Here is a 24,776-nt window from a genome sequence, read left to right as displayed (position 1 = left end):
GGATACGGAACACTTGGGCGCCAAAGCCGATACAAAACGGGCTGGTTTTTACCGTCTAAAAGGTCAGTTTAATGACCATTACCCCTTAATATTCAAATGCTTAACCATGCAACATAGGAACATTTATTTAATGTTGCGCTAGAACAAGGGGCCGAAGATTGCACTTGTATGGTGCGAAATTTATGGCTATTTGGGGGTTGACAATTGCGTTCGCTAATATCTTTTAGACATTTTGTCTGCAACTAAGCAATTCATTTGGCATATAAGATATTACGAATCGTGTTATTAATTGTAAGATTTACGCAAAATAAACTGCAAATGATCGTTTGATTTCTAATAAGACGCACCAAATTAGGACAACATGCCATTTTTGGCAAATTTGTTGCACCATTTTTGTGCTTTTGTTGCAACAAGACTGACCGACCTGTCAGCTTGTTCAAGCGGGCGGGATTACAAAAGCTTGTACGCGGCAGTTAAATCGTTTCCGGCTGTAACCCAGCGAATCCGTGCTTAATACGGCGGGCGCGAAAACGGTGCGTGCTGACATAAAACGGGGCGATTTTTGATGTAGCGCCGGTCTGCCGAATACACTCGCCTCGCCCCCCATCTGGATCAAGGTTTTCTCAAATACCTCGCCACACAATGGCGCCGGTCTACGCGGGTAATATCCAGCCTGCCTGCGACATAATCGCTATCTATAATTCGCCGGATACCCCGGCGTGTTCAGGAACAATCCATCATGCAAACCTTTTTGATCGCTCCGTCCCGCCAGAACGTCGGCCTTACCTCGGTCTCTCTGGGCGTGGTGCGCGCATTGCAGCATCAGGGCCTGAAGGTGGGCTTTGTTAAACCGGTAGCGCAAGACCACGGCGCTGTTGAGCGCTCCACGCACTTTGCACGCGACATCTGCCTGATCGACAGCCCGCAATCGCTTTCCACCGCGCAGGTGATTACGCGCGTGGTGTCGGGGCAGATTGATGAATTGCTCGAAGACATCGTCAGCCTGTGCATGAGCGCGGCCAAGGGCGCCGATGTCTTGATCGTGGAAGGTTTGCATGTGGACGCCGGCACCCCGATTACCGCGCGCCTGAACGACGATATCGCCCGCAGTCTGCAGGCCGAAATCATTCTGGTGGCAAATGCCAGCCAGCCCGGCGCGGCGGCCGAAGCACGCGTGGCTTGTCGGCAGTTGCATAACGAAGGTCGCAATGTTGCCGGGGTTATCTTTAATAAGGCGACGGAAGGTTTTGATGCGGCCTCGGCGCAATACGAGCTCGACGGCGTGCCGCTGTGGGGCGTTATTAAATATGAACCGAGCCTGATGGCGCCGCGCACGCTTGATGTCGCACGTCATCTGGACGCCGAAATCCTGATCGAAGGGGAGCTGGCCACGCGCCGGGTGATGGAAACCGTCATCGCCGCGCGTTCGGTTTCAGAGGTGGTGGAACGGCTCAAGCCCGGCGCATTGGTCATCAGCGCGGGCGACCGCGACGACATCATGCTGGCCACCGCTCTGGCGGCCAGCAACGGCATCCCGCTGGCCGGTTTGCTGCTGACACATTCCAGCGCGCCCGATCCGCGCGTGCTGAGCCTGGCGCAACTGGCGCTCAATAGCGGCATCCCGGTGCTGCGTACCAACACCGATAGCTACAACACCGCCGCGCGCATTACGCTGGTGCCGCCCGCCGTGGCGGCAGATGACCATGAGCGAATGAATGCCGTGCTCGATACCGTGGCGGAACAACTCGATACCACGCGCTTGATGGATGCAGTACAACTGCCCGCCACCACGCGCATGTCACCCCCGGCCTTCCGTTATCAATTAATCCAGAAAGCCCGCTCGCAGCCCAAGCGCATCGTGCTGCCCGAAGGCGAAGAGCCACGCACCATCCGCGCCGCCATCATTTGCGAAGAAAAAGGCATTGCGCACTGCGTGCTGTTGGGCAAGCGTGCCACCATCGAAGCGGTCGCCGCCGCGCAGGGCGTTACGCTGCCGGCGACGCTGGAAATTCTTGATCCCGAAGCAATCCTGCCGCGCTACGTGGCGCCCATGGTCGAACTGCGCAAGAGCAAAGGCCTGACCGAGCCGATGGCGGTAGCGCAACTGAGCGATACCGTTACGCTGGGTACCATGATGCTGGCAGTGGACGAAGTAGACGGCCTGGTCTCCGGCGCCATCCACACCACCGCCAGTACCGTGCGCCCTGCCCTGCAGTTGATCAAAACGGCGCCGGGCTCGTCCATCGTGTCATCGGTGTTTTTTATGCTGATGCCTGATCAGGTTCTGGTATACGGCGATTGCGCCATCAATCCCAACCCCAATGCCACCCAACTGGCCGAAATCGCGCGCCAGAGCGCAGACAGCGCTGCGGCCTTCGGCATTGCGCCCAAAGTGGCGATGATCAGCTATTCCACCGGCAAATCCGGCTCGGGGGTGGATGTGGACAAAGTGCGCGAAGCCACCGAACTGGCGCATGAGTTGTATCCGGACCTGGTGCTCGATGGCCCGCTGCAATACGACGCCGCCTCCGTCGCCGACGTCGCCGCGCAAAAAGCCCCCGGCAGCAAGGTGGCCGGCCAGGCCACGGTGTTTATCTTTCCGGATCTGAATACGGGCAACACCACGTACAAGGCGGTACAACGCAGCGCCCATGTGGTCAGCGTCGGCCCGATGTTGCAGGGTTTGCGCAAGCCGGTTAACGATTTGTCACGCGGTGCACTGGTCGATGACATCGTGTTTACCATCGCCCTCACCGCCATCCAGGCCCAAACGGTGGTGCCATCCTGACACGGCTGACGGTTCCATAAGAAAAACGGCCAAACACTTGTTTGGCCGTTTTTTGTCACTTTAGCGCACGCAAATGGTCACATGCCGCAAAAAGCAGCACAGTTCACGCTGCCACCGTCGCCGCTGCATTGACCACCGCATAGTGATCAAACTGCATGCTGAAGCTGGCGCGGCCCGAGCTCATTGCCCGCAAATGGCCGATATAACCAAACATGGCCTTCAGCGGCACCTCGGCGTGCAGCACCGTGCTGCTGCCGCGGCTGGTCTGCTCGGTCACCTGGCCACGGCGACGGTTGATATCGCCGATGACATCGCCCAGATAATCGGGTGGCGTCACCACTTCTACCGCCATCACCGGCTCCAGCAACTGTGGCCGCGCTTGTTGCTGCGCTTGCCGGAAGGCCGAGAAGCCCGCCAGTTCAAACGCCAGTGGCGACGAATCGTTGGCATGAAAGCGCCCATCAACCAGGGTCACCCGCACATCCACCACCGGAAAACCCGCTACCACGCCGGAACGTGCTGCGCGCTTGACGCCCTGCTCCACGGCCGGGATGAACTCCCGCGGGATCGCGCCACCGGCAATGGCCGAAACAAACACCAGGCCTTCGCCCCGCGGCAGCGGTTCCAGCTTCAGCTCAACCTCGGCAAACTGGCCGGGGCCGCCCGATTGCTTCTTGTGCATATAAACCACTTCCGCGGTGGCGCCGACGGTTTCGCGCATTGCCACTTGCGGCTGGCCTATCTGCACATCCACGCGGAAACGCGTGCGCAGTTTTTCCAGCGCCACTTCCAGCTGCAGCTCGCCCATGCCCGACAATATGGTCTGACCGGCTTCGGTGTCCTGGCGCAAACGCAGGCTCGGGTCTTCAGATAACAACGCTTGCAGCCCCTTCAGCATGTTTTGCTGATCCGCCGTCGTGCGCGGTTCTACTGCCACGTCGATCACCGGCTCGGGCGCTTCAATCCGCTCCAACACCAAAGGATGGCCCTGCGCGCTCAACGTATCGCCGGTCACCGTATGCTTTAGCCCGGCAATGGCAACAATCGCGCCGGCCGTGGCTTCGGCTTTCTCGACCTTGCGATCGGCATGCATTTCGTACAGCCGCGCAATCCGTTCGCGCTCGTCGCCATTGCTGACCACGTCGCCGGTTTTGAGCGTGCCACGATAAACCCGCACAAACGTCAGCGCGCCATGATCATCGTGGATTACCTTGAACGCCAAGGCAGCCAACGGCCCTTGCGGATCGGCTTCGATGGGTTCTTCCGCCCGTACCGGCACGTCTTGCGGCGAAGGCAGATACGCCACCACCGCATCCAGCAGCGGCTCCACGCCTTTGTTCTTGAAGGCGGAGCCGGTGACCACAGGCACAAAGGCGCCTGCAATCGTGCCTTTGCGGATGGCCGCACGCAGTTGCGTTACATCAGGCTCAACACCGTCCAGCCACGCGCCCATCAAGGCATCGTCTTGCTCGACCACGGTTTCGATCAGCTTTTCACGCCAGGTTCGGGTTGCCGCCAGCAAGTCATCCGGGATGGGCTTGCGTTCTACCTTGCCCGGCGTGTCGCCAGCCGGCCAGGTCAGCGCCACCTGATCAATCAGATCAACCAGTCCCGAGAACTCGCCTTCGCTACCGATCGGCAATTGCAAAGCCAGCGGCGTCACGCCCAGGCGCTCGCGGATCATGTCCAGCACGCGATAAAAATCAGCGCCGGTGCGGTCCAGCTTGTTGATAAACGCCATGCGCGGCACGGCATATTTATCGGCCAGACGCCAGTTGGTTTCGGTCTGCGGTTCGACCCCGGCCACGCCATCAAACACCACCACCGCGCCATCGAGCACGCGCAACGAACGGTTCACTTCGATGTTGAAATCGATGTGGCCCGGGGTGTCGATCACGTTGATCTGATGGTCTTGCCAGAACACCGTGGTGGCCGCGCTGTTGATGGTGATGCCGCGTGCTTGTTCTTGCGGATCAAAGTCCATCGTCGCCGCGCCGTCGTGCACCTCACCCACGCGGTGGTTTTCACCGGTGTAATAAAGTATGCGTTCGGTGGTCGTGGTTTTGCCTGCATCCACGTGCGCAATGATGCCGATGTTACGTAGTCTGTCGTTTTCCATGATTTGGTTTATCCAGCAAAAAGCCCCGCAGGGCATGTGCCAAACGGGGCTCTTGAGGCTCATCCGGATGGCACGGGCTGCGGCCGTCCGGAATGCGGCGCGGTCGCGCTATAGATAGCGGTGGCTTGCGCGGGCAGGCGTTACTTGCAACGCGTCGCCCATGGGCCGACCAGAAGAGGCGCGCAAGCTCGCGCTCTTCTGGCCAGAGCAAATAGTGGCGATCAGTTTGTCGTAGGTACGCATTGCCGGATGTCCTGTAATCAACGAGGGTCCCGCTGCCGAGAGCAACGGTTGCGCTAATGATGGTTGGCGCCTGGCCAATTTTCAAGCATTAATTTAGCGATCATTACAAAAATAGCCGACGGCCGACCAACGGTATGTTTCGGGATAGTGCGAGGTGAAGGCGCGCGAGTGCGGCGCGGATCAAGCAGAGAGGGACGGCCCGCCTGGTCGGGCGCGCAGGATCAGGCGGTGGTATTGATCAGCGTGCCGATCATTTCATTGGCCGATTTGACCACTTTGGCCGCTGCGGCAAAGCCGTCCTTGGCTTCGACGCCGCCGATCAGCCCGCTGGCCATCGCATCGGTGTCGCCCGTGGTACTGCTGCTGGCCACCTTGCCCGCGCTGCCATTTGCCATGCTTTGGTAGGCTTGCATGCCAGCCAGGCCAGAACCGAGTGCAGAAATCGACATGATGGAAATCCCGGGCAGTGGATAAAGGCCGCACGGCGCGGCAAAGCGGATGATACCCAGGTGCGGCCGGGCTGCCGCCCAGGATCTCTCCTGGGCAGAGATCCGATAGGGTGGGTCGCGACCCACCACTCAAAGTGGCATGCCAACATCGCAGCTCGTGGTTATGGCTTTGAAAGGTGGATGCAGACCCACCCTATGCAGCTGCCCGTACAAACACGGTATCCCTGCAACCGGGATCAAACCGCCTGCAAATGCGGCTGCATCCGTAAACGCGCCGTATCTCGCGCCGGTGGCTCGCCATACAAACGCCGATATTCGCGGCTGAATTGCGACGGGCTGTCATACCCCACGGCAAACCCCACCCCGGCGGCATTGCTATCGGCCCCCGCCAACATTTGCCGCGCCATCTGCAAACGGATGCGCTTCTGAAACTGCAGCGGGCTCAGCCGCGTGACCGCCTTGAAATGCCGATGCAGGCTGGACGCGCTCATCATGCTGACTTCGGCCAGCGTTTCGATACTGAAAGGCTGGGCATAGTTGGCGCGGATCCAGCCTATGGCGCGGTTGATCTGTGCAATGCGACTGTCGCGCTGTGCCAACTGGCGCAACGCCGGATTATCCAGCAACAGGCGATACAGGATTTCACGCTCAGCCAGGGGCGCCAGCACGCCGATTTCGGCGGGCCGATCCAGCAAGCGCAGCAGCCGCAGCAGGCTTTCCAGCAAATCGGCATGCATGGGATAAACGCCAAGGCCGATGCCAGAATCAGGCAATTCAACGTCGGGCAAATCCAGCAACAAGCCAGCCAACACGGCGGGGTCCAGCGTCAGGCCTATCGACAGATACGGCTGCTGCGGGCTGGCTTCGATGATCTCGCCCGCCACCGGCATATCCACGGTGGTCAGCAGATACTGGCCCGGATGGTATTCAAATTCGACCTCAGCAAAACGCCCGCGCTTACGGCCCTGGATGACCGCCACCAGGCCGGATTGGTACACCGTCTGCACGGGTGGCGTCGGCGCTTCCGCCCGCATCAGGGTCAGGTTGGCAATCGCCGTAGGCGTACGTCGCGCCTGGCCGTGGCGCAGGGCCAGGCGGCGCAAATCTTCAAGAATCTGGTCTGGGGTCATGCGTGTTCTCCTGCCGTGCAGCGTGCCGGTGATGGCCAGCGCATGCAAGCGCCGCGCGGTCAGCCTGGCAGTATTGTGCAAGAGGCTGCCAGTATCTGGCTATCGATCTATCAGCGGCAGCGCGCAACATGGCGGCACTTCAACGCAAGGAGCAATCCCATGAGCAAGATCTGGTTTATTACCGGCGCCAACCGTGGCCTTGGGGCCGAAATCGCCAAAGCGGCACTGGCTGCCGGCGACCGTGTGGTCGGCACTGCGCGTCATCCGGCGCAACTGCATCAAACCCTGGGCGCGAACGCAGACCAGTTGCTGGCGTTGCCGCTCGACGTCACGCAAACCGCAGCGATGGCGGATGCGGTTGCGGCGGCGGTAGCGCGCTTTGGTCGCATCGATGTGTTGGTCAACAACGCGGGCTACGGCCAGTTAGGTGTGTTTGAAGAAATCGACGCCGCGGCCATCCAGCAGCAATTTGCCACCAATGTGTTCGGCCTGATCGAGATGACACGCGCCGTGCTGCCGGTGATGCGCAAACAACGCAGCGGCCATATTTTTAATCTGTCTTCGATTGCTGGCTTGCGCGCACCGCCGGGGGCTTCGATTTATGGCGCGACCAAATGGGCGGTGGAAGGCTTTTCTGAAGTGCTGGCGCTGGAAACCGCACAGTTTGGCATCAAGGTCACCATTATCGAACCGGGCGCTTTCCGCACTGATTTTCTGCATGAGACTTCGGCGCACTACGGCACGCATACCGTGCCCGATTACGCCGAGTTCGCCGCCCAGCTGGCCTGCGGCTATGCCACGCGTAACCACAAGCAACCCGGCGATCCCGTCAAACTAGGCGCAGTGGTGGTGCAACTGGCCAGTGCGGCCACGCCGCCGATGCGTTTTCCGGTCGGCTCGGACGCGGTAAAGATTGCGCAAGACAAGATCGACAGCCGCAGCGCTGAACTCGCGCTCTGGCGCGACCTGGCCGCCAGCACCGACTACCCGGCATAGCGTAGCGCGCGGTGCCCGCGTCTGGCCCCACCCTGCAAAGCCAGTAAAGACGACCCAAAGCGGCTGTTACGCTCACTTTGCGGTGGTTTTCTCTGGCTGGGCCAGGTGGGGCCAGATGCGGGCGCCGCCGTTCGCGCTAGGGCTGCTGCAGATACGTTGCGACTTCTTCTTGCAGCCATTCAGCAAAATGCACTTGCTTGGTGTTTGCCACATCGCGCACCGGCCATACCAGCCAATACGCGTACGGATACGGCACCGTCACCGCGGTCAATTGCACCAGCTCGCCACGCAGCAGCGCATCGGCGACCAGGCTACGGCGTTCCAGCGCGATGCCCTCGCCCATGCGCACGGCACTCAACACGATATTGGAATCATTGGCCGACCAGCCCTGCGCGCCGTCAGGCTGCTCGACGCCCGCTTGCTGGCACCAGTTGTCCCACGGTGCATCGTGGCTGCGGATGATATTGCTGCTTACCACTTCCGCTGGCGTGGCTGGCAATTGACCGCCGTTAAAGAACGGCGATGCCACTACCAGCAAATCGTCATCAAACAAGGCTTGTTGTTCCAGTTCCGGCCAATGCCCTTGCCCCATGCGGATGCCGACATCAGCCATGCCATGGCGTAAATCCTGTAGCTCCAGGCTGGTCTGAAAGCGCACCCGATAGAACGGATGTCGCTCGCGAAAGCGTCCCATGCGCGGCAACAACCAATGCAATGCAAACGACGGCAGCGTGGCGATCACCAGCTCGGTTTGATGCGGCCGGGCCCGCGCCATGCGGGTGGCCTGCGCCAGGCCCCGCAAATGCACGCGAATATCCAGCGCGTACAAACGCCCTGCTTCGGTCAGCTTCAGCCCACGCGCCTCGCGCACAAACAAGGCCACACCCATCAAATCTTCCAGAATGCGGATCTGCTGGCTGACCGCGGAATGCGTTACATGCAGTTCGCGGGCCGCCAGCGTCACCCCGCCAAGGCGGGCCGCGGCTTCAAAACAACGCAGCGCAGTGAGGGGCGGCAATTGGCTCATGTTAGTTTTCCTGACGGATTGCGTTAAACATCGTGGCTAGTGGGGGGTGATGAGTCCGCCTACACTAGCGGCAAGCCATGCTATCTGGCAATGCGCGCCGCAATGGCGGCACGCGCCACCACCAAGACTAACTAACGAGAGCCCTGTCATGAAGTTGATTGGAATGCTGGATTCACCCTATGTGCGCCGCGCCGCCGTCTGCCTGAGCGTGCTGGATGTGCCGTATCAACACGAAGGCGTATCGGTGTTCCGCCATTTTGAGCGGTTTCGCCAGATCAACCCGGTGGTCAAAGCGCCGACGCTGATCCTGGATGACGGCCGCACGCTGATGGATTCCAGTCTGATCATTGATTACGCCATGCGTTGGTCTGGCCACGGTGCCCGACTGATGCCAGACGATGCAGCGGCCAGCGTCGAGGTTTATCGGCTTACCGGCCTGGCGCTGGCGGCCAATGAGAAGACCGTACAGATCGTGTACGAAGAACAATTGCGCCCGGCCGAGAAACAACACGCGCCTTGGCTGGAGCGGGTGAGCTTGCAGTTGGCCGCGGCCTGCGCCGCCCTGGAACAGGCTTTGCAGCAGCGCCCCGCCTTTGACGGCACGCTGGATCTGGCCAGTATCAGCATCGCCACCGCCTGGACTTTTATGCAGCAGATGCAGCCGGATGTGGTGCGCGCGGCAGATTACCCGGCGCTGGCGCAGTTTGCCGCTGCGGTGGAACAACACCCCGTGTTGCAGGCGATTCCAGTGGTTTGAGCGGTGCAGTTTATCGGGCGGCTGAAGCGCGATGCGCGCGCTGCCGCTGTCGTGCGGGCACGCCGGACGCCGCCGCCGCAAGCGGACGTGCATCAGGCGGCTCCGCCACCGGCAGCAGCAGATGCGGCGGCGTAGCCACCGGCTCGGGCGTGAGTGCAAACGCCAGGCCGGTTGCGAGTGCCAGCAGCAGCGCCAGCAGCGTGCTGTGTGTGGGCATACGCATCAGTTTCTCCCTTGCCGCGTTCATCAGCCACAGAACATAACGCCCGGTGCTCACCGGGCGTTATCTTTGCGTTCAGCCAGCAATCAGCGCGCGCTGATTGCCACCAGCACCGTGGCCTGCGTGGTCAGCCCCCGGTTATCCAGCACCGTAACCTTGAGCGGGTAATTGCCTGCCACCGGCTTGGCCCAGCTATAAGTCAGCGTCGGGCCGCTCATGGCAAAGGTCATGCCCAGCGGCGCGCCGTCGATCGTAATCTGCAGCCAGCTTGCTCCGGCATCAGCCAGACCGATGGTGCCGGTCAGCGCCGTGCCCGCTACGCCTTTGGAGCCACTCGCTGTAATTACCGGTCCGGCATTGGCGATCTGTACGGTGTACACGCCTTTGCCGGTGGTCGCTGTCTTGCTGTCTTTGGCCGTTACCGTCACGGCATAGGTCCCCACCACCGGCGACGCCCAACTGATCACCCCCGCTGCCGAGATACTCATGCCAGTCGGCGCCCCCGTCAGCGTATAGCTCACCGGATTGCTGCTGCTCACCGCCACCTGAAAACTCAACGCCGTGCCCGGACGGCCGCTGATGGTGGCGCTGCTGACCAGCGGCGGCTGCGCGGCGGCGACGGTCACGCTATACACCGCACTGCCGGTCTGACCGGTCACGCTGTCTTTGGCGCTGGCGGTGACGGAATAAGTGCCCGCCAGCGGCGTCGGCCACGTGACGGTGCCGCTACTGCTGACCGTCATCCCGGCCGGAGCGCCGCTCAAGCTATACGTCAGCGCATTGCTGCCGCTGGCCGAAACCGTAAACGTCAGCGCCGTGCCCACCGTGCCGCTAATGCTGGCGGCCGTGACCACCGGCGCCGGAGTCGCCACTGTCGAGCCGGACAAGGTATTGAGCAAACTGCCAATATTGGGCGTGCCCAGACCCGAGACGCTGTCGTAGCCCGCTTTGGCCGAACAGGTGCTGCAGGTGCCATCCGAACCCTTGCTGATATCGGCAAACGTACTGGCATAAGTGCCCGCCACCGCGCCAATCTGCTGATATAACACCGCGTGCGGCGTACCCAGCGCAACCTTGCCTCCGGTCGCCCGCAGCGCATTGGCCACGGCCACCAGCCCGGCCCATTGCGGCGTCGACAAGCTGGTGCCGCCCGCGCTTACCCAACTGGCCGTGCTCGCGCCCGGTGCCAGCACCGCCACATATTGCCCGGTATACGGATCAGCATTAAACGCCACATCCGCCACCGTGCGATGCGCCAGCGTGCTGATGCCAGGCACCTTGTTGTTCTGATAAGCCGGTGTCGGCACATAGGCGCTGGTGCCGCCCCCCGTGCCGGACCAGGCCGCTTCGCTGCGCGTGCCGCTGCCGGACCAGGTCAGCGAAGTGCCGCCCACCGCGACGACGTTACTCGACACCGCAGGCCACGACACCGCCGCGCCGGAATCGCCGGTCGCGGCCAGATAAGTCATTTTGTTGCCGCTAAAGGCGCTATCCACCGCAGTGGTCCAGTTGCCTTCGGTAGCGCCAAAACTCATCGACACCACGCCCGGCCCCATCGCATTCGCGACTTTGACCGCACCCAACAGGCTGTTAAGCGAGGCGTCCGGCGCTTCCAGCAAGACGATGCGCGCCAGCGGCGCAATGGCATGCGCCCATTGCACATCCAGCGCAATTTCGGTGGCCCAGCCCGAGTTATAAGCGGGCGCGGTGCTGGTCATGCTGGCACTGGCCGTGGTGTACACCACCGAGAATTCACACGCGCTGGCCGACGCACCGGCCAAAGGCAAACTGGCGGTCGGCGCAATGACTTTGGTGGTACAGGTCGGCAAGGCAAATTTCTGGTTGAAGGTCGCCAGTTCAGCGGCGGCATTCGGATCATGTTGCGCGTCAACGATGTAGATGGTCTGGCCCGCGCCCAGCAAAGCGGCCTGCGCCGTGGTCAAACCGCTGCTGGACGGCGGCAGTGCCGCCATGCCATAGGCGGCGCGGATTTGCGCGGGGGTATAAGTGACGGCGGCGGCGCTGGCCGCAGCGGGCGTGGCATCACCATCTGCCGTCGACTTCTGCGTGGCATGAATAAAATTGCCAGCGCGCATCTGCTGCACCGTCAGCCGCGTCGTGTTCACATCGGCCAAGGCGGCGGCAACGGTCTGTTGATGCGGCGCCAGACTGGCCGACACGTCGCCGCTGGCGCTATCGGCATCCGCCGGGGCATCCAGCAGCAGCGGCGCCAGATGAAACAAAGGCAAAGCAATTTGCGCCGACAAGGTGTCCGGCAGCGCCACATTATCCAGCGCCAGCGTGGTTTGTCCGCTGGCGAGCGACGCACTGGCTTGCGTGTTGGCCGTGCTCCCGGCTGCGCTGTCGCTATTGCCATCGCCACCACAGGCGCTCAACAACAAGGCCGCACACGCGCCCGGCATCAAGCCTGCCAGCACAGTGGGACGAAACGGGGAACTGGTTTTCTGCATGGCCGCGCTGCTCCATCGGGCCGGGAGCAATGGCGCAAGACAGTGGCGACTACGCGGCGCGGACGATCAGCTCGTCCTGGCGCCCTACCGCTGGCAACCCCGCTACCGTAGCGCCCAAGCGCGACAGGCCGGAGGTTTTGCGTCCCTGCCTTTCGACAGGTTTGCCCTCGAATACCCTGGTGACGTATTTAAAAGGTGTGAGATGCGCCCCGGAACCGGGCGTATCCGCATGGAAGCTAATGTAGCCGTGGCCTGGCCATGCGAGACCCAGGAGCGCTACCGGGATCACCCGCCACCGGTCGGGCCGCAGCGTGTGCAAGCCGGCAGCTGCCCTAGAAAAACCAGCGCAACAGCACGTTGAGTACACGTAACACCAGCACCACGGCGGTAGTCCCCGCCAGCAGCATGCCTGCGCCGTAGACCCAGCTTGCGCCGATGCCCACGCGCTGGCGCACCCGCTGGCCGGTGCGGGAATGCACGATCTGTTCGCCCATGCGCGTGAGCAGATTGTTGCGCCCCTTGAAGTGGATTTCGGCCGATAACGGCACCGCAAAGCCCACCAGCATGATCAACAAAATAAACCACATCGCCGCTACCCCTTGGTGATCATCGCCAATGCATACGCGCCCAGCACGCCCAGGCCCAATGCCATGCCGAATGCAGTCCACACCGGATTGGCGTTGCCTTTTTCGGTATCCGCCACCCCCGCCGCACAAAACAGGCAGGAACATAAACTGAGCACCATCAAAAAGAACAACATGGCGGTGTGCTGCGCCATCTTCGACATATGCAGCGTGCCGAGGAATTTCAGAAACGACAGGGTTTCCATGCCCGGATACAAGTCTTTCTCCGACACCAGCTGCAGGGCGGCGCAAGTCAGCACGCCGCCAAAGGCCAGCATCGACATGTCGTAGCCCGCTTTGTCGTAGCGGAAATCGCCGCCGATCAGCAGGCCGAACAAGGATTTGATGACAATGCCGGCATACCCCATCGCCAAGACCACCCACGCATGCGCCTGCAACGGTGGCATCAACGCCTGATCCGCCAATAAATAGGGGCCACCCAGCATGACCAGGCCAGCCAGCAACAGCATGAATAACAGATGGGCTTTGCTGCGTTTGACAGCGTCGGGGGCGGTCATGGCCGGCCCCCTTGCAGTGGGTGCAGCCGGGCATGCGTCAGGAAATCAGGCATGAGCACTCGCATGGAACACTCCGGGAAAAAACGAAAATGCCAGCGGGGTCAGGTCTTGTGGTTGGATCTTATTAAAGAGGGTCTACGCCGCGGCAACAAGCCGGGATTACCGGCGGCAAAGGCGGCAGCCAGAAAAAAATGCCCGCCGGTTTGGGGCTGGCATTGGGTCCGCGTGGACGCGTTAAACATCCGCGCCATTATTCGCAATAACGCCCTGATACCAATAAAAACTGTCTTTGGGTATCCGTTGCAAGGTTTTGGCATCGGTCTCATCGCGGTCGATATACACAAAACCGTAGCGCTTTTGATAGCCGTTAAGCCAACTGAGAATATCGGTAAAAGACCAGGCGCAATAACCGATCAAATTGACGCCATCGGTGAGCGCTTCGCGGCAGGCGTGGATATGGCGTTGCAGATAATCAATGCGATACGGGTCGTGGACTTTGCCGTTTTGCAGCTGGTCGAATTCGCCCAGGCCATTTTCGGTAATCATCATGGGCAAGCCATAGCGCGAGGCCAACCGGCGCAAGCCGATGCGCAGGCCGGTGGGATCAATGCTCCAGTCCCAATTGGTGGTGGTCAGATGCGGATTGGGCGCCGTTTTATATAAACCGGGTACGCCGCTGGCGGGTGTGGTGCCTTTCTGGCCGGTGGTATTGATGCGTTGCATGGTCACGCCATCCAGCCCGTTTTCGGCATAGGTCAGCGTCTGGTAGTAATTGACCCCGACAAAATCAGGCAAGCCATGGCGCAGGATGTCCTCATCGCCCGGCAGGATATCGGGCGCTTCGCCCACTGCTTGCAAATGTGCCAATGCCGCCTGCGGATAGCGGCCCAGGCAATAGGTATCCAGCCACCAGTAATTGGTAAATTCCTCGGCGTTTTCAAAGGCCAACATATCTTCGGGTTGACTTGATGCCGGATAAGCCGGCGAATAAGCAAAGCTCGGCCCGATCTGGCCCTGCGGCACGTGTTGACGAAAAGCGGCAATCACCGTGGCATTGGCGAGGAATGCATGATGGTTGGCGCAGAAAAAGCGTTTGCGATTTTGTACCGCTGGCGGATGCGTGCCCAATTGGTAGGCATTGGTCAGATTGTAGTTTTGCTCATTCAGCGAAACCCAGTATTTGACCTTGCCGCCAAACCGCTGAAACAAGGTCACGCAATAGTTTGCGAAATCGGCAATGATGCGGCGATCTTCCCAACCGCCATATTCGTCTTGCAACGCTTGCGGCAGATCCCAGTGATACAACGTCAGCACCGGCGCGATGCCGTGCGCTAACAAGGCATCGATCAGACGTTCATAAAACGCCAGTCCGGCCTCATTCGGCGTGCCGCGGCCTTGCGGAAAAATACGCGGCCAGCTCACCGAAAAGCGATAGGCCTTCATGCCCATGGCCGCCATTAACGCCACGTCTTCGGCATAACGATGGTAATGGTCGACCGCGACTTCGCCATTGCTGCCTTTAAAGGTGCGGCCGGGTTCGCGGGTGAACTCGTCCCAGACTGAGAGGCCTTTGCCGTCGACATTCCAGGCGCCTTCAACCTGATAAGCCGCCGAAGCCGCGCCCCATAAAAATCCGGCGGGAAAATCTTCGAGCTGGCGATGTTGCATGGCGTATTCCTTGAGGCAAGACGTTAGATATCACGATAGCCGTCAGCATGCGCCGCGCCTGTTTATTCCGGCCAATGATATATTTTCGGCTTATCCATTCCCGGCAGGAATCATGGAATTACGTGATCTACGCGCCTTTGCCACCTTGGGCGAATTGCTGCATTTCGGCCGTGCTGCCGAACGGCTGCACCTGACGCAGTCGGCCTTGAGCAAGCAAATCCAGCGTGTCGAAATTGCGCTGGGCGGCCCGCTGTTTATTCGCAGCGCGCGCGAAACCCGGCTGACCGAACTGGGTGCCGCCTTATGGCCCGAAGCGCAGCAGAGCCTGGCGCAGTTTGATCAACTCGAACGCAAAGCCCGCGCGGTATTGGCGGGCGAAGCGGGCACCTTGCGCATCGGCTTTGGCGTGGGCGCCAAAACATTGGTACCCGCCGCAATCTCGCGCTTCCGGGCAATGCGGCCCGATGTGCATATTGAATTGTTCGATTTATCCAGCCACCACATCGTGCGCGCGCTGAGCGAAGGCAAACTTGACCTGGGCTTCTGTCGCCTGCCCGCCCCGGCGGGCTGGCCATATTTACCGGTGGTTCAAGCGCGGTTTGTGGTGGTGCTGCCCGCCCATTGGCCCCACATCGAACACCTGCGGCAATTGTCCGGGCAGCGCCTGGTGCTGATCGAACATGCGCTGGCGCCCGCCTTCCACGAGCATCTGCTGACTTTCCTCGCCGGCCAGGGCCTGCGCGTGAGCGATGTGCAAGCGGTACGCGACTTTGTCTCCGGCGTCACCCTCGCTGCAGCGGGTGTGGGCTGGACGGTGGTGCCGTCCTCCAGCGTGGTCGATGTGCCTGGCGTGACCGTGCTGCCGCTGGACGACCCCGGCGCAAGCTGGGCAATTGGTCTGATGCGGCCCGGCGCAGCGACCGGGCCCCTGCTGGAGGCGTTCTGGCAGGTGGTGGCGCAGCAGGTGGCCGCAGCCGGCTAAGCGCAAGCGCAACCAAAGCGTGGCTGGCCGGGTCCGATCAGCCGCAAGCCCACTGATCCTACGTGGCGCCGATTGTTGGCCTGGCGCAAATTCTGTTGCCGCGATCCGCGCATTTATCCGCCCGCGCCTATCCGCCAGAATGCCGCTCATGGATCAACGCATCCCCACCTCTTCCAAGGAGCAACACATGACTACATCCCCTCAACGTGTCGCCATCGTCACCGGCGCTTCGCGCGGCATAGGCCGGGCGGTGGCGGAGCGCCTGGCTGCGGATGGTTTTGCAGTGGCGGTGAATTACGCCGGCAATACGGCTGCAGCCGACGAGACTGTGGCGAACATCAAGGCTGCCGGGGGCCAGGCGGTGGCGATTCAGGGCGATGTGGGCAATCAGCAAGATGTGGCGCGTTTGTTTGATACCACCCAAGCCACCTTGGGCCGCATCGACGTGGTGGTGAATGCCGCGGGCAGCATGCCGATGGCGCCGATCGACGAGGCCAATCTGGATGCCTTTGATGGCGTTATCGCCACCAATCTGCGCGGGACTTTTCTGGTGCTGGCACAGGCCGCCAAACGCCTGGGCGATGGCGGCCGCATCATTGCGTTCTCGACCAGCGTGCTGGCGAAATCCTTCCCCGGTTACGGCCCCTATATCGCCAGCAAAGCCGGGGTAGAAGGCCTGGTCCACGTATTGGCCAACGAATTGCGCGGCCGCAATATCACCGTCAACGCAGTAGCGCCGGGGCCGGTGGCGACCGAGTTGTTTCTGAAAGGCAAGAGCGAAGAAGTGATCAACAACATTGCCAAAATGAACCCGATGGAACGCATCGGCCAGCCCGACGAGATCGCCGCGGTGGTGTCGTTTCTGGCCGGGCCGGATGGCCGCTGGGTTAATTCGCAAGTGCTGCGCGCCAATGGCGGCTTTGCCTGAACCCGCGCCTGCCTACACCACACGCCCGCCCCGCGCGGGCTTTTTTATGTGTTCAGGCGCTGGCGTTATCAGCAGGCGCATCCAGCAAATGGGCCGCGATGTGTGCCAACCCGGCATCGTCGCGGTGGAAATGCTGGTAGCGCTGCAATTGCCGCGCAATCAGCTGGATACGCTCGGCAAAATCGGGCATGCGGCGCGGGTCGAAGCAGAACTCGGCAAACGGGGGCTCGTCGCCGCGCTGGAATTCCATCGCCAGGCTGATGCGTGGCAGGCTGTGACGCGGGGCGCTGCGTGCGCCCCAGTGCAGTACGGCCTGGGTCCAGGCCAGCACGCTGCCAGCACGGGCCGGCAGGGCGCGGATATCGCCCAGTTGATAGCGCATCTGCATTTCGTCGGCCGTGTTATAGACCGGGTCGCGGTCGGCGGGCACCACGTACATGCAGCCATTCAGCGGTGTGGCGTCGGTGAGTGGCAGCCAGATCGTGATGGCCTTGGGCCGACCATCCGGATAGAGCGCCCTGCGCCCCAGATCACGGTGCGGTTGCCAGCCGCTGTCGCCCGCGGCGGGGTCGATATGCCAGGCCCAGAAGTTGGGCATACCGGCATAAGCCGGGCCCAGGATGCGCGCACACAGCGGCTGCAAACGCGCAAACAGCAACCAGAATTCGTCATAGACATACGCAAACACCGGCGGGATGCGCGCCTGGCGCAAGGCGTGGATGACGCTGGCCATCTCGAGCACTGGCAGTTGCCAGTCCATAGGCTCGGCGTGGAAATAACCTTCGTGCACGATCAGGTCATTCAGATCATCCAGTGCCGCTGCACTCAGCGGCAGCGGGCGGGCGGCGTCCTGCCAGAAACTGGCATCGGCCACATGCAGATCAGGGGCCAGTGCGCGCCAGTGCTGGGCGGTGCGCAAGGGCGCAAGGTCAAATCCGGCGTACAGCGTATCCATGCGGGGCAAAATCCAGGGTGCGGGGGATGAGAAATATCGTAGAGGATTTGTGGCCGGTGTCAGATGCCCGACGCCGGGAGATTTGTATCAGCCAGCCGCGCCCGCACCGCCATCAAGGCAAAGCCGAGCAGATTAAGCCCCTGCCATCGTCCCGGATCGTGGGCCGCCACCGCGTCTGCCGCCAGACCGATGCCCCAGATGGCATCCACCGGGCTGGCTTCCACCAGCACCTGCGCGCCGGTGCCAAGCAAAAAGGCGCGCAAATCCGCGTTTTGCGAAAACTTGGCCAGATTGCCGCGCACCACGATGTCAAAGCGCTGCTGTTCCCAGCGCGCCTTATCAAAGCCGCGCACCTGGCGACCGAGGGCTTTGACCTCGGCAGGCGTGTTGGCACCAACGATTTGTGCGGCGATCGCGGCATCGCCAAACAGGGCCGCTTTCTGCGCCATCATAAAATGTTCGGCCGTGGGGTAATGCCGTCCGTCAACATCAAAGCCGACGTCATACCATTGGCTCAAGCAGCTGGCGCTCACGCCAGGGCCCTGCCGCTGATGCCCCCAAAAGAACACGAATTCAGGCCGCTCGCCCGCATTCCAGCGTGATTGCAATGCCTCAAGCCACTGAATATCCTGCATAAGTTCCTCACTCGCCACGGCCAGATCGTGGCTGTACACGGCGCGATCATACCTGCCCGATCAGCGTCATTGCTTGCTGGCTGCAATGATCGGTCCGGCCGCCTGCTGTACCATGCGCCTTCAATTTTTGCCGCAGCGCCTTATGTCCCTCTCCGCCCCCGTCGCCCCCCACCGTCTGCAAGACATCAAACAAAACTTGCTGGCCGGGCTGACCTCGTCTTTTGCCCTGGTGCCGGAATGCATCGCCTTTGCCCTGGTGGCGCAACTTAACCCGCTGCTGGGCCTGTATGGCGCGTTTTTTATCTGCACCATCACGGCTTTGTTTGGCGGCCGCCCGGCGATGATTTCGGGCGCAGCCGGTTCGATGGCGGTGGTCATCGTGGCGCTGGTGGTGCAACACGGCCCGCAATATCTGTTGGCGACGGTGGTGCTGGGCGGCCTGATCATGATGCTGTTTGGCGCGCTGCGCCTGGGCAAGCTGATCGCCATGGTGCCGCATCCGGTGATGCTGGGCTTTGTAAACGGTCTGGCCATCATCATCGCGCTGGCGCAGCTGGAACACTTCAAACACCAGACGCCGCAAGGTATGGCGTGGCTGAGTGGCAATCCGCTGCTGCTGATGCTGGCGCTGGTGGCGCTGACCATGGCGGCGGTTTATCTCTTGCCCCGGCTCACACGCGCTGTGCCGCCGGCGCTGGCCGCCATCCTGGGGGTGGCGCTGTTGAGCACGCTGGCCGGCATCCCGACGCGCACGCTGGGCGATATGGCGCATATCGCGGGCGGGCTGCCGACTTTGCATCTGCCCGCCGTGCCCTACACGCTGCAAACCCTGCAGATTGTGCTGCCCTATGCCGTGCTGATGGCGGTGGTGGGTTTGCTGGAAACCCTGCTGACCTTCAATCTGACCAATGAAATCACCGCCACCGAGGGCCAGCCCAATCGCGAATGTCTGGCCCTGGGCGTGGCGAATGTGGTGTCGGGATTGTTTGGCGGCATGGGCGGTTGCGCCATGATCGGCCAGACCATGATCAACCTCGGTTCGGGCGGGCGTTCCCGGCTGTCGGGCGTGGTCTGCGGCGTGATGGTGCTGTTGTTCATCCTGTTTTTGTCACCGTGGATCGAGCGCATTCCCTTGGCCGCGCTGGTGGGCGTGATGTTGGTGGTGGCGCAGCAGACATTTGCCTGGGGTTCTTTGCGCTTGTTGGGCAAAGTGCCACGCAGCGATGCATTTGTGATTGTGGCTGTCACCGTCATTACCGTATTTACCGACCTGGCGGTGGCGGTGTTGTGCGGCATTTTGATTGCGGCACTCAACTTTGCCTGGCAACACGCGCGCGAAATCCGCCGTGATGTGGCGGATGGCGCCGACGGCCAACGCGTCTACACACCACATGGCACGCTGTTTTTTGCCTCGACCAGCCAGTTTCTGTCGCTATTCGATCCTGCGCATGACCCACTCACGGTGACGCTGGATTGCCGCTATTTGCATCTGGCCGATCACTCGGCGATTGCCGCGCTGGAGTCGCTGTATCAGCGCTATCAGAAATCCGGCCGCAGCTTGCACGTGGCACATTTGTCCGAGCGCAATCACGCCCTGCTCAGCAAAGCGGGCGTGGTGCTGGACCTGCCGCCCGCAGCGCGCCAGATTGCCGCAACTGCCGCCTGAGGCATCAGGCCGCGTCCGCGCGCCGCCATTCAGTCTTGTGGCCAAATTGCTCGCTGTTATCGGTGAACTTGAGCAGGTCCAGGCTTAACCGCCACACCTCGGCATCGGTATGCCCGCGCGCCAGCGGATGCCGCTGCAGATACAGCGCATGCGCGCAGGCGCGCTCCGGTCCGTCCAACAAGGCGGCGTGCGCTGCAAATTGCACGCCCTGAATGGCCTTCAGCTCGGTCGGCTGCCCGCTGATGGCCCCGGCAATCTGCGGCTGCCGCAGCATGGCCTTGCCGTGCCGGGTTTGCGTGCTGCTAAGGATGATCAGGCTGGCCGCAGCCGCATCAAACACATAAAAGCAGCTGGCCGCCCACAGGCCGTCGACATCCTGCACCGCCACGTTCAAGACATGGTGGGCATGCAAAAAAGCGGTGATACGGTCAGAGATCGCTTGCATCTACAGCTCCAGTTCAGCGCATTCAGGTGCATACAAACAAAGGAAACGCCCGCCTCAGGCTTCGCCCCAACGCGGCAGCTTGGGCACTTCCAGCCCGAACAGATCCAGCGCGCGGCCGACGCTGTGGGTGATCACCTCATCCAGCGTGGTCGGGCGTTGGTAGAGCGCTGGCACGGGCGGAAAAATAATGCCGCCCATTTCGGTAACGCGCCGCATATTGTCCAGATGCGCCAGATTCAGCGGGGTTTCCCGCGCCATCAGCACCAGGCGGCGGCGGTCTTTAAGCACCACATCGGCGGCGCGGGTCAGCAGATTATCGGAATGCGCCCACGCAATCGCGGCCAGTGAGCGCATCGAACACGGCGCCACCAGCATGCCTATGGTCTTGAACGAGCCACTGGAAATTGAAGCGCCCAGATCCGTGGATGCATGCACCACATCCGCCAGCGCCAGCACCTCTTCGCGCTGGTAATCGGTCTCCAGCGCCCGCGTCAGCTCCGCGCCGCGCGATAACACCAGATGCGTTTCCAGGTCCATGGCGCGTAACAACTGCAGCGCTTTAACGCCATACTGAAAACCGGTGGCACCGCTAATCCCTAGCACTATACGAGGACGGCCCATGCTCAATCCCCCCCGCCGACGGCAGCATCAGCGCCCTGCCCTGCGCACAAGGGTGCGGCTAATTGGCATGGGCAAACAAGGTGTATCAAGGATGGCGACGGCAACATGATGTTCTCCGGAATAAAGCGGTATTTATTAGCTGGAGGCCAATATAGGCTGGGCAATAAAAATCGAAAAATACTGTTTTGATAGAGCGGCCAAACCAAAAAGATATCCCCGCTCGGGATTGATCCAGATCAACAGCGCCGGCATTTAAAGCCGGTATTCGTAGCCACGCTTTAGCGCAATTGCGGCGGGATTAAATATGGATCTAAAACGGCTAAAGTATTTTTGTGCAGTGGTGGAGCAAGGCAATATTTCGCGCGCTGCGCGGGTGCTGAATATTGCGCAGCCGCCGCTCAGCAAACGGCTGCAAGAGCTGGAAGAAGAAGTAGGCGCGCCCCTGTTCCTGCGCGGCACGCAAAAGATTGAACTGACCCCCGCCGGGCATTTTTTGTACAAGCGCGCCTGCGAAATCCTGCGTAGCGTAGATGAAGCCGCGCGCGAAACCGCGCTGCTAGCGCGCGCCGAAAACCGCACGCTGCATATCGGCTTGAGCCATTTGTACCAGAATTATTTTGAAGACCTGATTCTGGCTATTCATGCCCGCAATCAAAACATCCAGATCGGCGTTTCTATTTCTGATTCCAGCCATTTGGAATTACTACTCAGAAACGGCCTGATTGATATTGCCCTGATCCAGCGCCCGGAACATCTGGAGGGTTTTGACTGCATTTCTTTTGCACCGATCAAACTGGTGGCGGTGGCCAATAACGCCTTGCTTGCGCCCGGCCAGACCGGTGGCCAGCTGACGCTGGCCGAACTGGCGCGCTGGCCCCTGGTTTTGCTCAAGCGCGCCGAGGGCCTCGGCACCTTTGATTTGTTGCAAGCGCGCATGCGCCACGCCGATATCCAGCCCGATGTGCGCATGTATGCCACCCAACCCGAAGCAATCCTGCACTGGCTGCAAGCCGGTATGTCCGCCGCCACCTTGCTGCCCGAATCCGAACTACGCGGCCGCGACCTGAGCCATTGCACGCGCTTTGAGGTGCAACCCGCCATCGACGCGTTCTACCCATCGATCGTCAAACTGACCGTGGCTTCGTATCTGAAAGAGGTGATGGAACTGGTCGAAGACGGCTATCCGTTTGCAAAGCAGGCGGCCCAGGGTTGATCGCGCGCGCAAAGGGCCATCACATCGTGCCGGCATGGCGGCCACGTCAGAATCAAGCCCCGCTGCCGCTTAGATTCAGCAACACAATCCCGGCAATCGCAGTGCAGAGCCCCAGCGCTTTGAGCGCGCTCAGGCTATCGCCAAAGCAGACCACGCCGATCAGGGTGGTGATTGCCGCACTGCCGCCCGCCCACACGGCATAGGCCAGACTCATTTCGAGGCGTTTGGTGGCCAGCGCCATCAACCAGATCGCGCTGGCGTAGCACAAGGCAGTGACGACGGAAGGGGCAATGCGGCTGAAGCCTGCGGACAAGGTCAGGGCAGCCGTGCCGATTGATTCGGCGGCGATGCTGGCGGCCAGCAGCCACCAGGCGGTTTGAGCGGAGTACATGCATACACCTCGCAAGCGCCACGTTTATACCGAACGGGCAGGCAAGCGGGAAAAGGTGGCGGTACCCCGAATGCTCAAACGATAGCGAAAGCATATGACATTCGCAAGACGGCGCCGCGCGGCCGCGGCGGCGGCAACCGGGGTCAGGCCGCTTCAGGCATCGGGATCATCCATCTGCTTTTTATCGCGCAATGCTCGCCTGAGCGAAACCAGCAAGCCGTAGCAGCCCAGGCCAAATGTCACGACACACACGCAGCCGATCAAGAAAGGGATCACCGTATCGGTGCTGCGGAAGTAAAGCGGCGACACGGCACACACGCCGCCGCCGAGCGTCAACAAGGCGCTGATCAGCAACATGAACAGCTTGAACGACTGCAGCAGCCAGAAACACAGCCGTTGCAAGGTGGAGGCGCGACCTTCAGTCATGGTGTACCAATGCCAACTGGCGATAACGGGTTTGCTGGCTGATTTCGCCGCGGATCTGTTCCAGCAGTTGTTTACGGCCACCGCGATAGAACAGGTTGAAAGACTCGAACGGAATCAGTTTTCCATCGGGCTGGGCAATATGCACGCAGCTCTTTTTCAGCGCGCGAATATCCAGCGACTGGGCATCCATAAATTGCACAATCAGCACGCGAAACACATTCTGATAGCCCAGTTCAACCGGCGCCTGCACTTTGGGCAAGCAGCACATCAGATCGGCCAGGCAATTGGCTTGCGATTCGGGCGAATGATTGGTCGAGAACAATTTGAACACCTGCTGTTTCAGCATCGGGTCGTGTTCAAACACGATGGTATTGCGGCTGCCCTCCACCAGCGTGGCCGGTTCCACAAAGCGCGTAAGCGGCAAGACCTCGCCCTCGATCTTGAGTGCATAGGCCATCGCCAACGTATCGGGATTGCACGGCACCGGAATCACGTCATCCAGCGTAAACAGCCCGGATTGTTCGGCAATACGGCGGCGGATTTCCGAGACCGTGAGCCGATGCTGTGCCGCGTTGTAATCCAGCACGCGGCCAGCATTCTGGATGGGCTGCAGCGTGACGCCGCGTACGCATCGCTGCTTGAGACCAAACTGGATGATGTCGCCTATCTCATCATCGTTCAGCCCTTTTTTCAGCGTGACCACCAGCGTGGTGGAGATATTGAAGCGGTTGAGATTGTCCAGCGCCTGTTGGCGGATGCCGCGCAAATCGGCGCCGCGCAAGGCGTGTAGTGCTTCGGGCTTGAACGAATCAAACTGCAGATAGATTTCGATGCCTTTGCCATAGCTGGCCAGGCGTTCACAAAATTCCGGGTCACGCGCCAGTTTGATGCCGTTGGTATTGATCATCAGATGGCGGATCGGCCGTTGGCGTGCCTCGTCCAGAATATCGAAAAAACGCGGATGCAAAGTCGGTTCGCCGCCCGACAACTGCACCACGTCGGGCTCACCCTCGTTGGCGACCACCGCGTCGAGCATGCGCACGATGTCTTCAAAACTGTGGTGCTGCTCCACGTGCGGACCCGAACCGGCATAGCAGGTGGGGCATTGCAGATTGCACTGGTCGGTCAATTCAATAATCGACAGACAGGAATGCTGCATATGGTCCGGGCACAAGCCGCAATCGTAGGGGCAGCCGTATTGCATGGGCGTGTTGAACTGCTGCGGCATTTCCGGCTGTTTGACGTAGACCTCGCGGCAGGCACGATACCAGGCCACGTCATCGGACATCAGCACCCGTTCTGTACCATGCGCCGGACACCATTTGTCCATATAGACGTGATTGTTCTTGAACAGGATTTTGGCTTCGACCTGACGCAAACAGGTGGTGCAGACCGAGCTGGTGGTGTCGTAAAAGGTGTACGGGCGATTTTTTGCCATAGGGCCAGAAGTCCTGATCAGAATGCGGGCGCGTTAAAGCGCCCGGTCCAGGCTTGCGCCTGGCGAA

The 24,776-nt window shown here is 60.9% G+C and carries 23 protein-coding genes and 1 riboswitch; of the genes, 7 read left to right on the top strand and 16 right to left on the bottom strand.

From position 1 onward, the window contains the following. Positions 1-739: 739 nt before the first annotated feature. Positions 740-2,788 carry a phosphate acetyltransferase gene (gene pta / locus ACYQ1A_RS04080; protein ID WP_499360435.1) on the top strand — a complete coding sequence of 683 codons (2,049 nt, stop codon included), beginning with the start codon at positions 740-742 and terminating at the stop codon, positions 2,786-2,788. 103 nt (positions 2,789-2,891) lie between these two features. Here pta and fusA read toward each other — a convergent pair whose 3' ends face one another. The 3 genes from fusA to ACYQ1A_RS04065 all read right to left on the bottom strand — a co-directional run bounded on the left by fusA (position 2,892) and on the right by ACYQ1A_RS04065 (position 6,729). After that, positions 2,892-4,907 carry an elongation factor G gene (gene fusA / locus ACYQ1A_RS04075; RefSeq protein ID WP_499360433.1) on the bottom strand — a complete coding sequence of 672 codons (2,016 nt, stop codon included), beginning with the start codon at positions 4,905-4,907 and terminating at the stop codon, positions 2,892-2,894. 464 nt (positions 4,908-5,371) lie between these two features. After that, entirely contained in the window at positions 5,372-5,599 is a 228-nt protein-coding gene (locus tag ACYQ1A_RS04070; RefSeq protein WP_499360432.1) for a hypothetical protein, read from the bottom strand. 236 nt (positions 5,600-5,835) lie between these two features. Beyond that, on the bottom strand, positions 5,836-6,729 hold the full coding sequence (locus ACYQ1A_RS04065) for an AraC family transcriptional regulator (RefSeq protein ID WP_499360431.1): 894 nt from the start codon (positions 6,727-6,729) through the stop codon (positions 5,836-5,838). A 159-nt stretch (positions 6,730-6,888) separates the two neighbouring features. Here ACYQ1A_RS04065 and ACYQ1A_RS04060 point away from each other — a divergent pair, with 159 nt between their 5' ends. Beyond that, the gene (locus ACYQ1A_RS04060) at positions 6,889-7,725 is read left to right on the top strand and encodes an oxidoreductase (protein ID WP_062223602.1); all 837 of its coding nucleotides are present in this window, start codon (positions 6,889-6,891) and stop codon (positions 7,723-7,725) included. Between the two features lie 136 nt (positions 7,726-7,861). Here ACYQ1A_RS04060 and ACYQ1A_RS04055 read toward each other — a convergent pair whose 3' ends face one another. Then, positions 7,862-8,752 (bottom strand): LysR substrate-binding domain-containing protein, encoded by an 891-nt coding sequence (locus ACYQ1A_RS04055; protein ID WP_499360429.1) that lies wholly within the window; start codon positions 8,750-8,752, stop codon positions 7,862-7,864. Positions 8,753-8,900: 148 nt separating this feature from the next. Between ACYQ1A_RS04055 and ACYQ1A_RS04050 the strand changes: the two genes are divergently transcribed. Next, the gene (locus ACYQ1A_RS04050) at positions 8,901-9,509 is read left to right on the top strand and encodes a glutathione S-transferase (protein ID WP_499360428.1); all 609 of its coding nucleotides are present in this window, start codon (positions 8,901-8,903) and stop codon (positions 9,507-9,509) included. 10 nt (positions 9,510-9,519) lie between these two features. Here ACYQ1A_RS04050 and ACYQ1A_RS04045 read toward each other — a convergent pair whose 3' ends face one another. From ACYQ1A_RS04045 to ACYQ1A_RS04025, 5 genes are all read right to left on the bottom strand, one after another. Further along, entirely contained in the window at positions 9,520-9,732 is a 213-nt protein-coding gene (locus tag ACYQ1A_RS04045; protein WP_499360427.1) for a hypothetical protein, read from the bottom strand. Positions 9,733-9,815: 83 nt separating this feature from the next. Next, positions 9,816-12,200 carry a hypothetical protein gene (locus tag ACYQ1A_RS04040; RefSeq protein ID WP_499360426.1) on the bottom strand — a complete coding sequence of 795 codons (2,385 nt, stop codon included), beginning with the start codon at positions 12,198-12,200 and terminating at the stop codon, positions 9,816-9,818. An 89-nt stretch (positions 12,201-12,289) separates the two neighbouring features. Further along, positions 12,290-12,376, bottom strand: a riboswitch (cyclic di-GMP riboswitch). 156 nt (positions 12,377-12,532) lie between these two features. Next, a complete protein-coding gene (locus ACYQ1A_RS04035) occupies positions 12,533-12,787 on the bottom strand; it encodes a hypothetical protein (RefSeq protein WP_499360425.1) in 255 nt (84 codons plus the stop codon). Positions 12,788-12,792: 5 nt separating this feature from the next. Then, positions 12,793-13,341, bottom strand: coding sequence for a hypothetical protein (locus ACYQ1A_RS04030; RefSeq protein ID WP_499360423.1), 549 nt, complete (start codon positions 13,339-13,341; stop codon positions 12,793-12,795). Between the two features lie 234 nt (positions 13,342-13,575). After that, positions 13,576-15,009 carry a glycoside hydrolase family 1 protein gene (locus tag ACYQ1A_RS04025; RefSeq protein ID WP_499360421.1) on the bottom strand — a complete coding sequence of 478 codons (1,434 nt, stop codon included), beginning with the start codon at positions 15,007-15,009 and terminating at the stop codon, positions 13,576-13,578. A gap of 112 nt (positions 15,010-15,121) precedes the next feature. Here ACYQ1A_RS04025 and ACYQ1A_RS04020 point away from each other — a divergent pair, with 112 nt between their 5' ends. Together ACYQ1A_RS04020 and ACYQ1A_RS04015 are read left to right on the top strand one after the other, a co-directional pair. After that, positions 15,122-15,991 (top strand): LysR family transcriptional regulator, encoded by an 870-nt coding sequence (locus ACYQ1A_RS04020; protein WP_499360420.1) that lies wholly within the window; start codon positions 15,122-15,124, stop codon positions 15,989-15,991. A 187-nt stretch (positions 15,992-16,178) separates the two neighbouring features. After that, positions 16,179-16,919, top strand: coding sequence for an SDR family oxidoreductase (locus ACYQ1A_RS04015; RefSeq protein WP_499360419.1), 741 nt, complete (start codon positions 16,179-16,181; stop codon positions 16,917-16,919). Positions 16,920-16,971: 52 nt separating this feature from the next. On the opposite strand, the gene ACYQ1A_RS04010 is transcribed toward ACYQ1A_RS04015, so the two are convergent. Then, entirely contained in the window at positions 16,972-17,874 is a 903-nt protein-coding gene (locus ACYQ1A_RS04010; RefSeq protein ID WP_499360417.1) for a phytanoyl-CoA dioxygenase family protein, read from the bottom strand. A gap of 59 nt (positions 17,875-17,933) precedes the next feature. Further along, positions 17,934-18,509, bottom strand: coding sequence for a riboflavin biosynthesis intermediates N-glycosidase (ybiA, locus tag ACYQ1A_RS04005; RefSeq protein ID WP_499360415.1), 576 nt, complete (start codon positions 18,507-18,509; stop codon positions 17,934-17,936). A 142-nt stretch (positions 18,510-18,651) separates the two neighbouring features. On the opposite strand from ybiA, the gene ACYQ1A_RS04000 reads away from it, so the two are divergent. After that, positions 18,652-20,175, top strand: coding sequence for a SulP family inorganic anion transporter (locus tag ACYQ1A_RS04000; RefSeq protein ID WP_499360413.1), 1,524 nt, complete (start codon positions 18,652-18,654; stop codon positions 20,173-20,175). Between the two features lie 4 nt (positions 20,176-20,179). On the opposite strand, the gene ACYQ1A_RS03995 is transcribed toward ACYQ1A_RS04000, so the two are convergent. Both ACYQ1A_RS03995 and ACYQ1A_RS03990 read right to left on the bottom strand, forming a co-directional pair. Beyond that, positions 20,180-20,620: a hypothetical protein gene (locus tag ACYQ1A_RS03995; RefSeq protein ID WP_499360412.1), complete on the bottom strand. Its 441-nt coding sequence runs from the start codon at positions 20,618-20,620 to the stop codon at positions 20,180-20,182. Between the two features lie 54 nt (positions 20,621-20,674). After that, entirely contained in the window at positions 20,675-21,241 is a 567-nt protein-coding gene (locus ACYQ1A_RS03990) for a UbiX family flavin prenyltransferase (RefSeq protein WP_499360409.1), read from the bottom strand. Between the two features lie 304 nt (positions 21,242-21,545). On the opposite strand from ACYQ1A_RS03990, the gene ACYQ1A_RS03985 reads away from it, so the two are divergent. After that, entirely contained in the window at positions 21,546-22,454 is a 909-nt protein-coding gene (locus ACYQ1A_RS03985; protein WP_499360407.1) for a LysR family transcriptional regulator, read from the top strand. Between the two features lie 52 nt (positions 22,455-22,506). On the opposite strand, the gene ACYQ1A_RS03980 is transcribed toward ACYQ1A_RS03985, so the two are convergent. The 3 genes from ACYQ1A_RS03980 to ACYQ1A_RS03970 form a co-directional block, all read right to left on the bottom strand. After that, entirely contained in the window at positions 22,507-22,845 is a 339-nt protein-coding gene (locus ACYQ1A_RS03980) for a DMT family transporter (RefSeq protein WP_499360404.1), read from the bottom strand. A 153-nt stretch (positions 22,846-22,998) separates the two neighbouring features. Further along, positions 22,999-23,271: a hypothetical protein gene (locus ACYQ1A_RS03975; RefSeq protein WP_499360402.1), complete on the bottom strand. Its 273-nt coding sequence runs from the start codon at positions 23,269-23,271 to the stop codon at positions 22,999-23,001. After that, positions 23,264-24,709: a radical SAM protein gene (locus ACYQ1A_RS03970; protein ID WP_499360400.1), complete on the bottom strand. Its 1,446-nt coding sequence runs from the start codon at positions 24,707-24,709 to the stop codon at positions 23,264-23,266. The genes ACYQ1A_RS03975 and ACYQ1A_RS03970 overlap by 8 nt, the downstream gene beginning before the upstream one ends. Positions 24,710-24,776 lie beyond the last annotated feature (67 nt).

The sequence above is a fragment of the Silvimonas sp. JCM 19000 genome (assembly GCF_054652575.1).
This window is presented reverse-complemented; position numbering and strand designations above follow the sequence as displayed.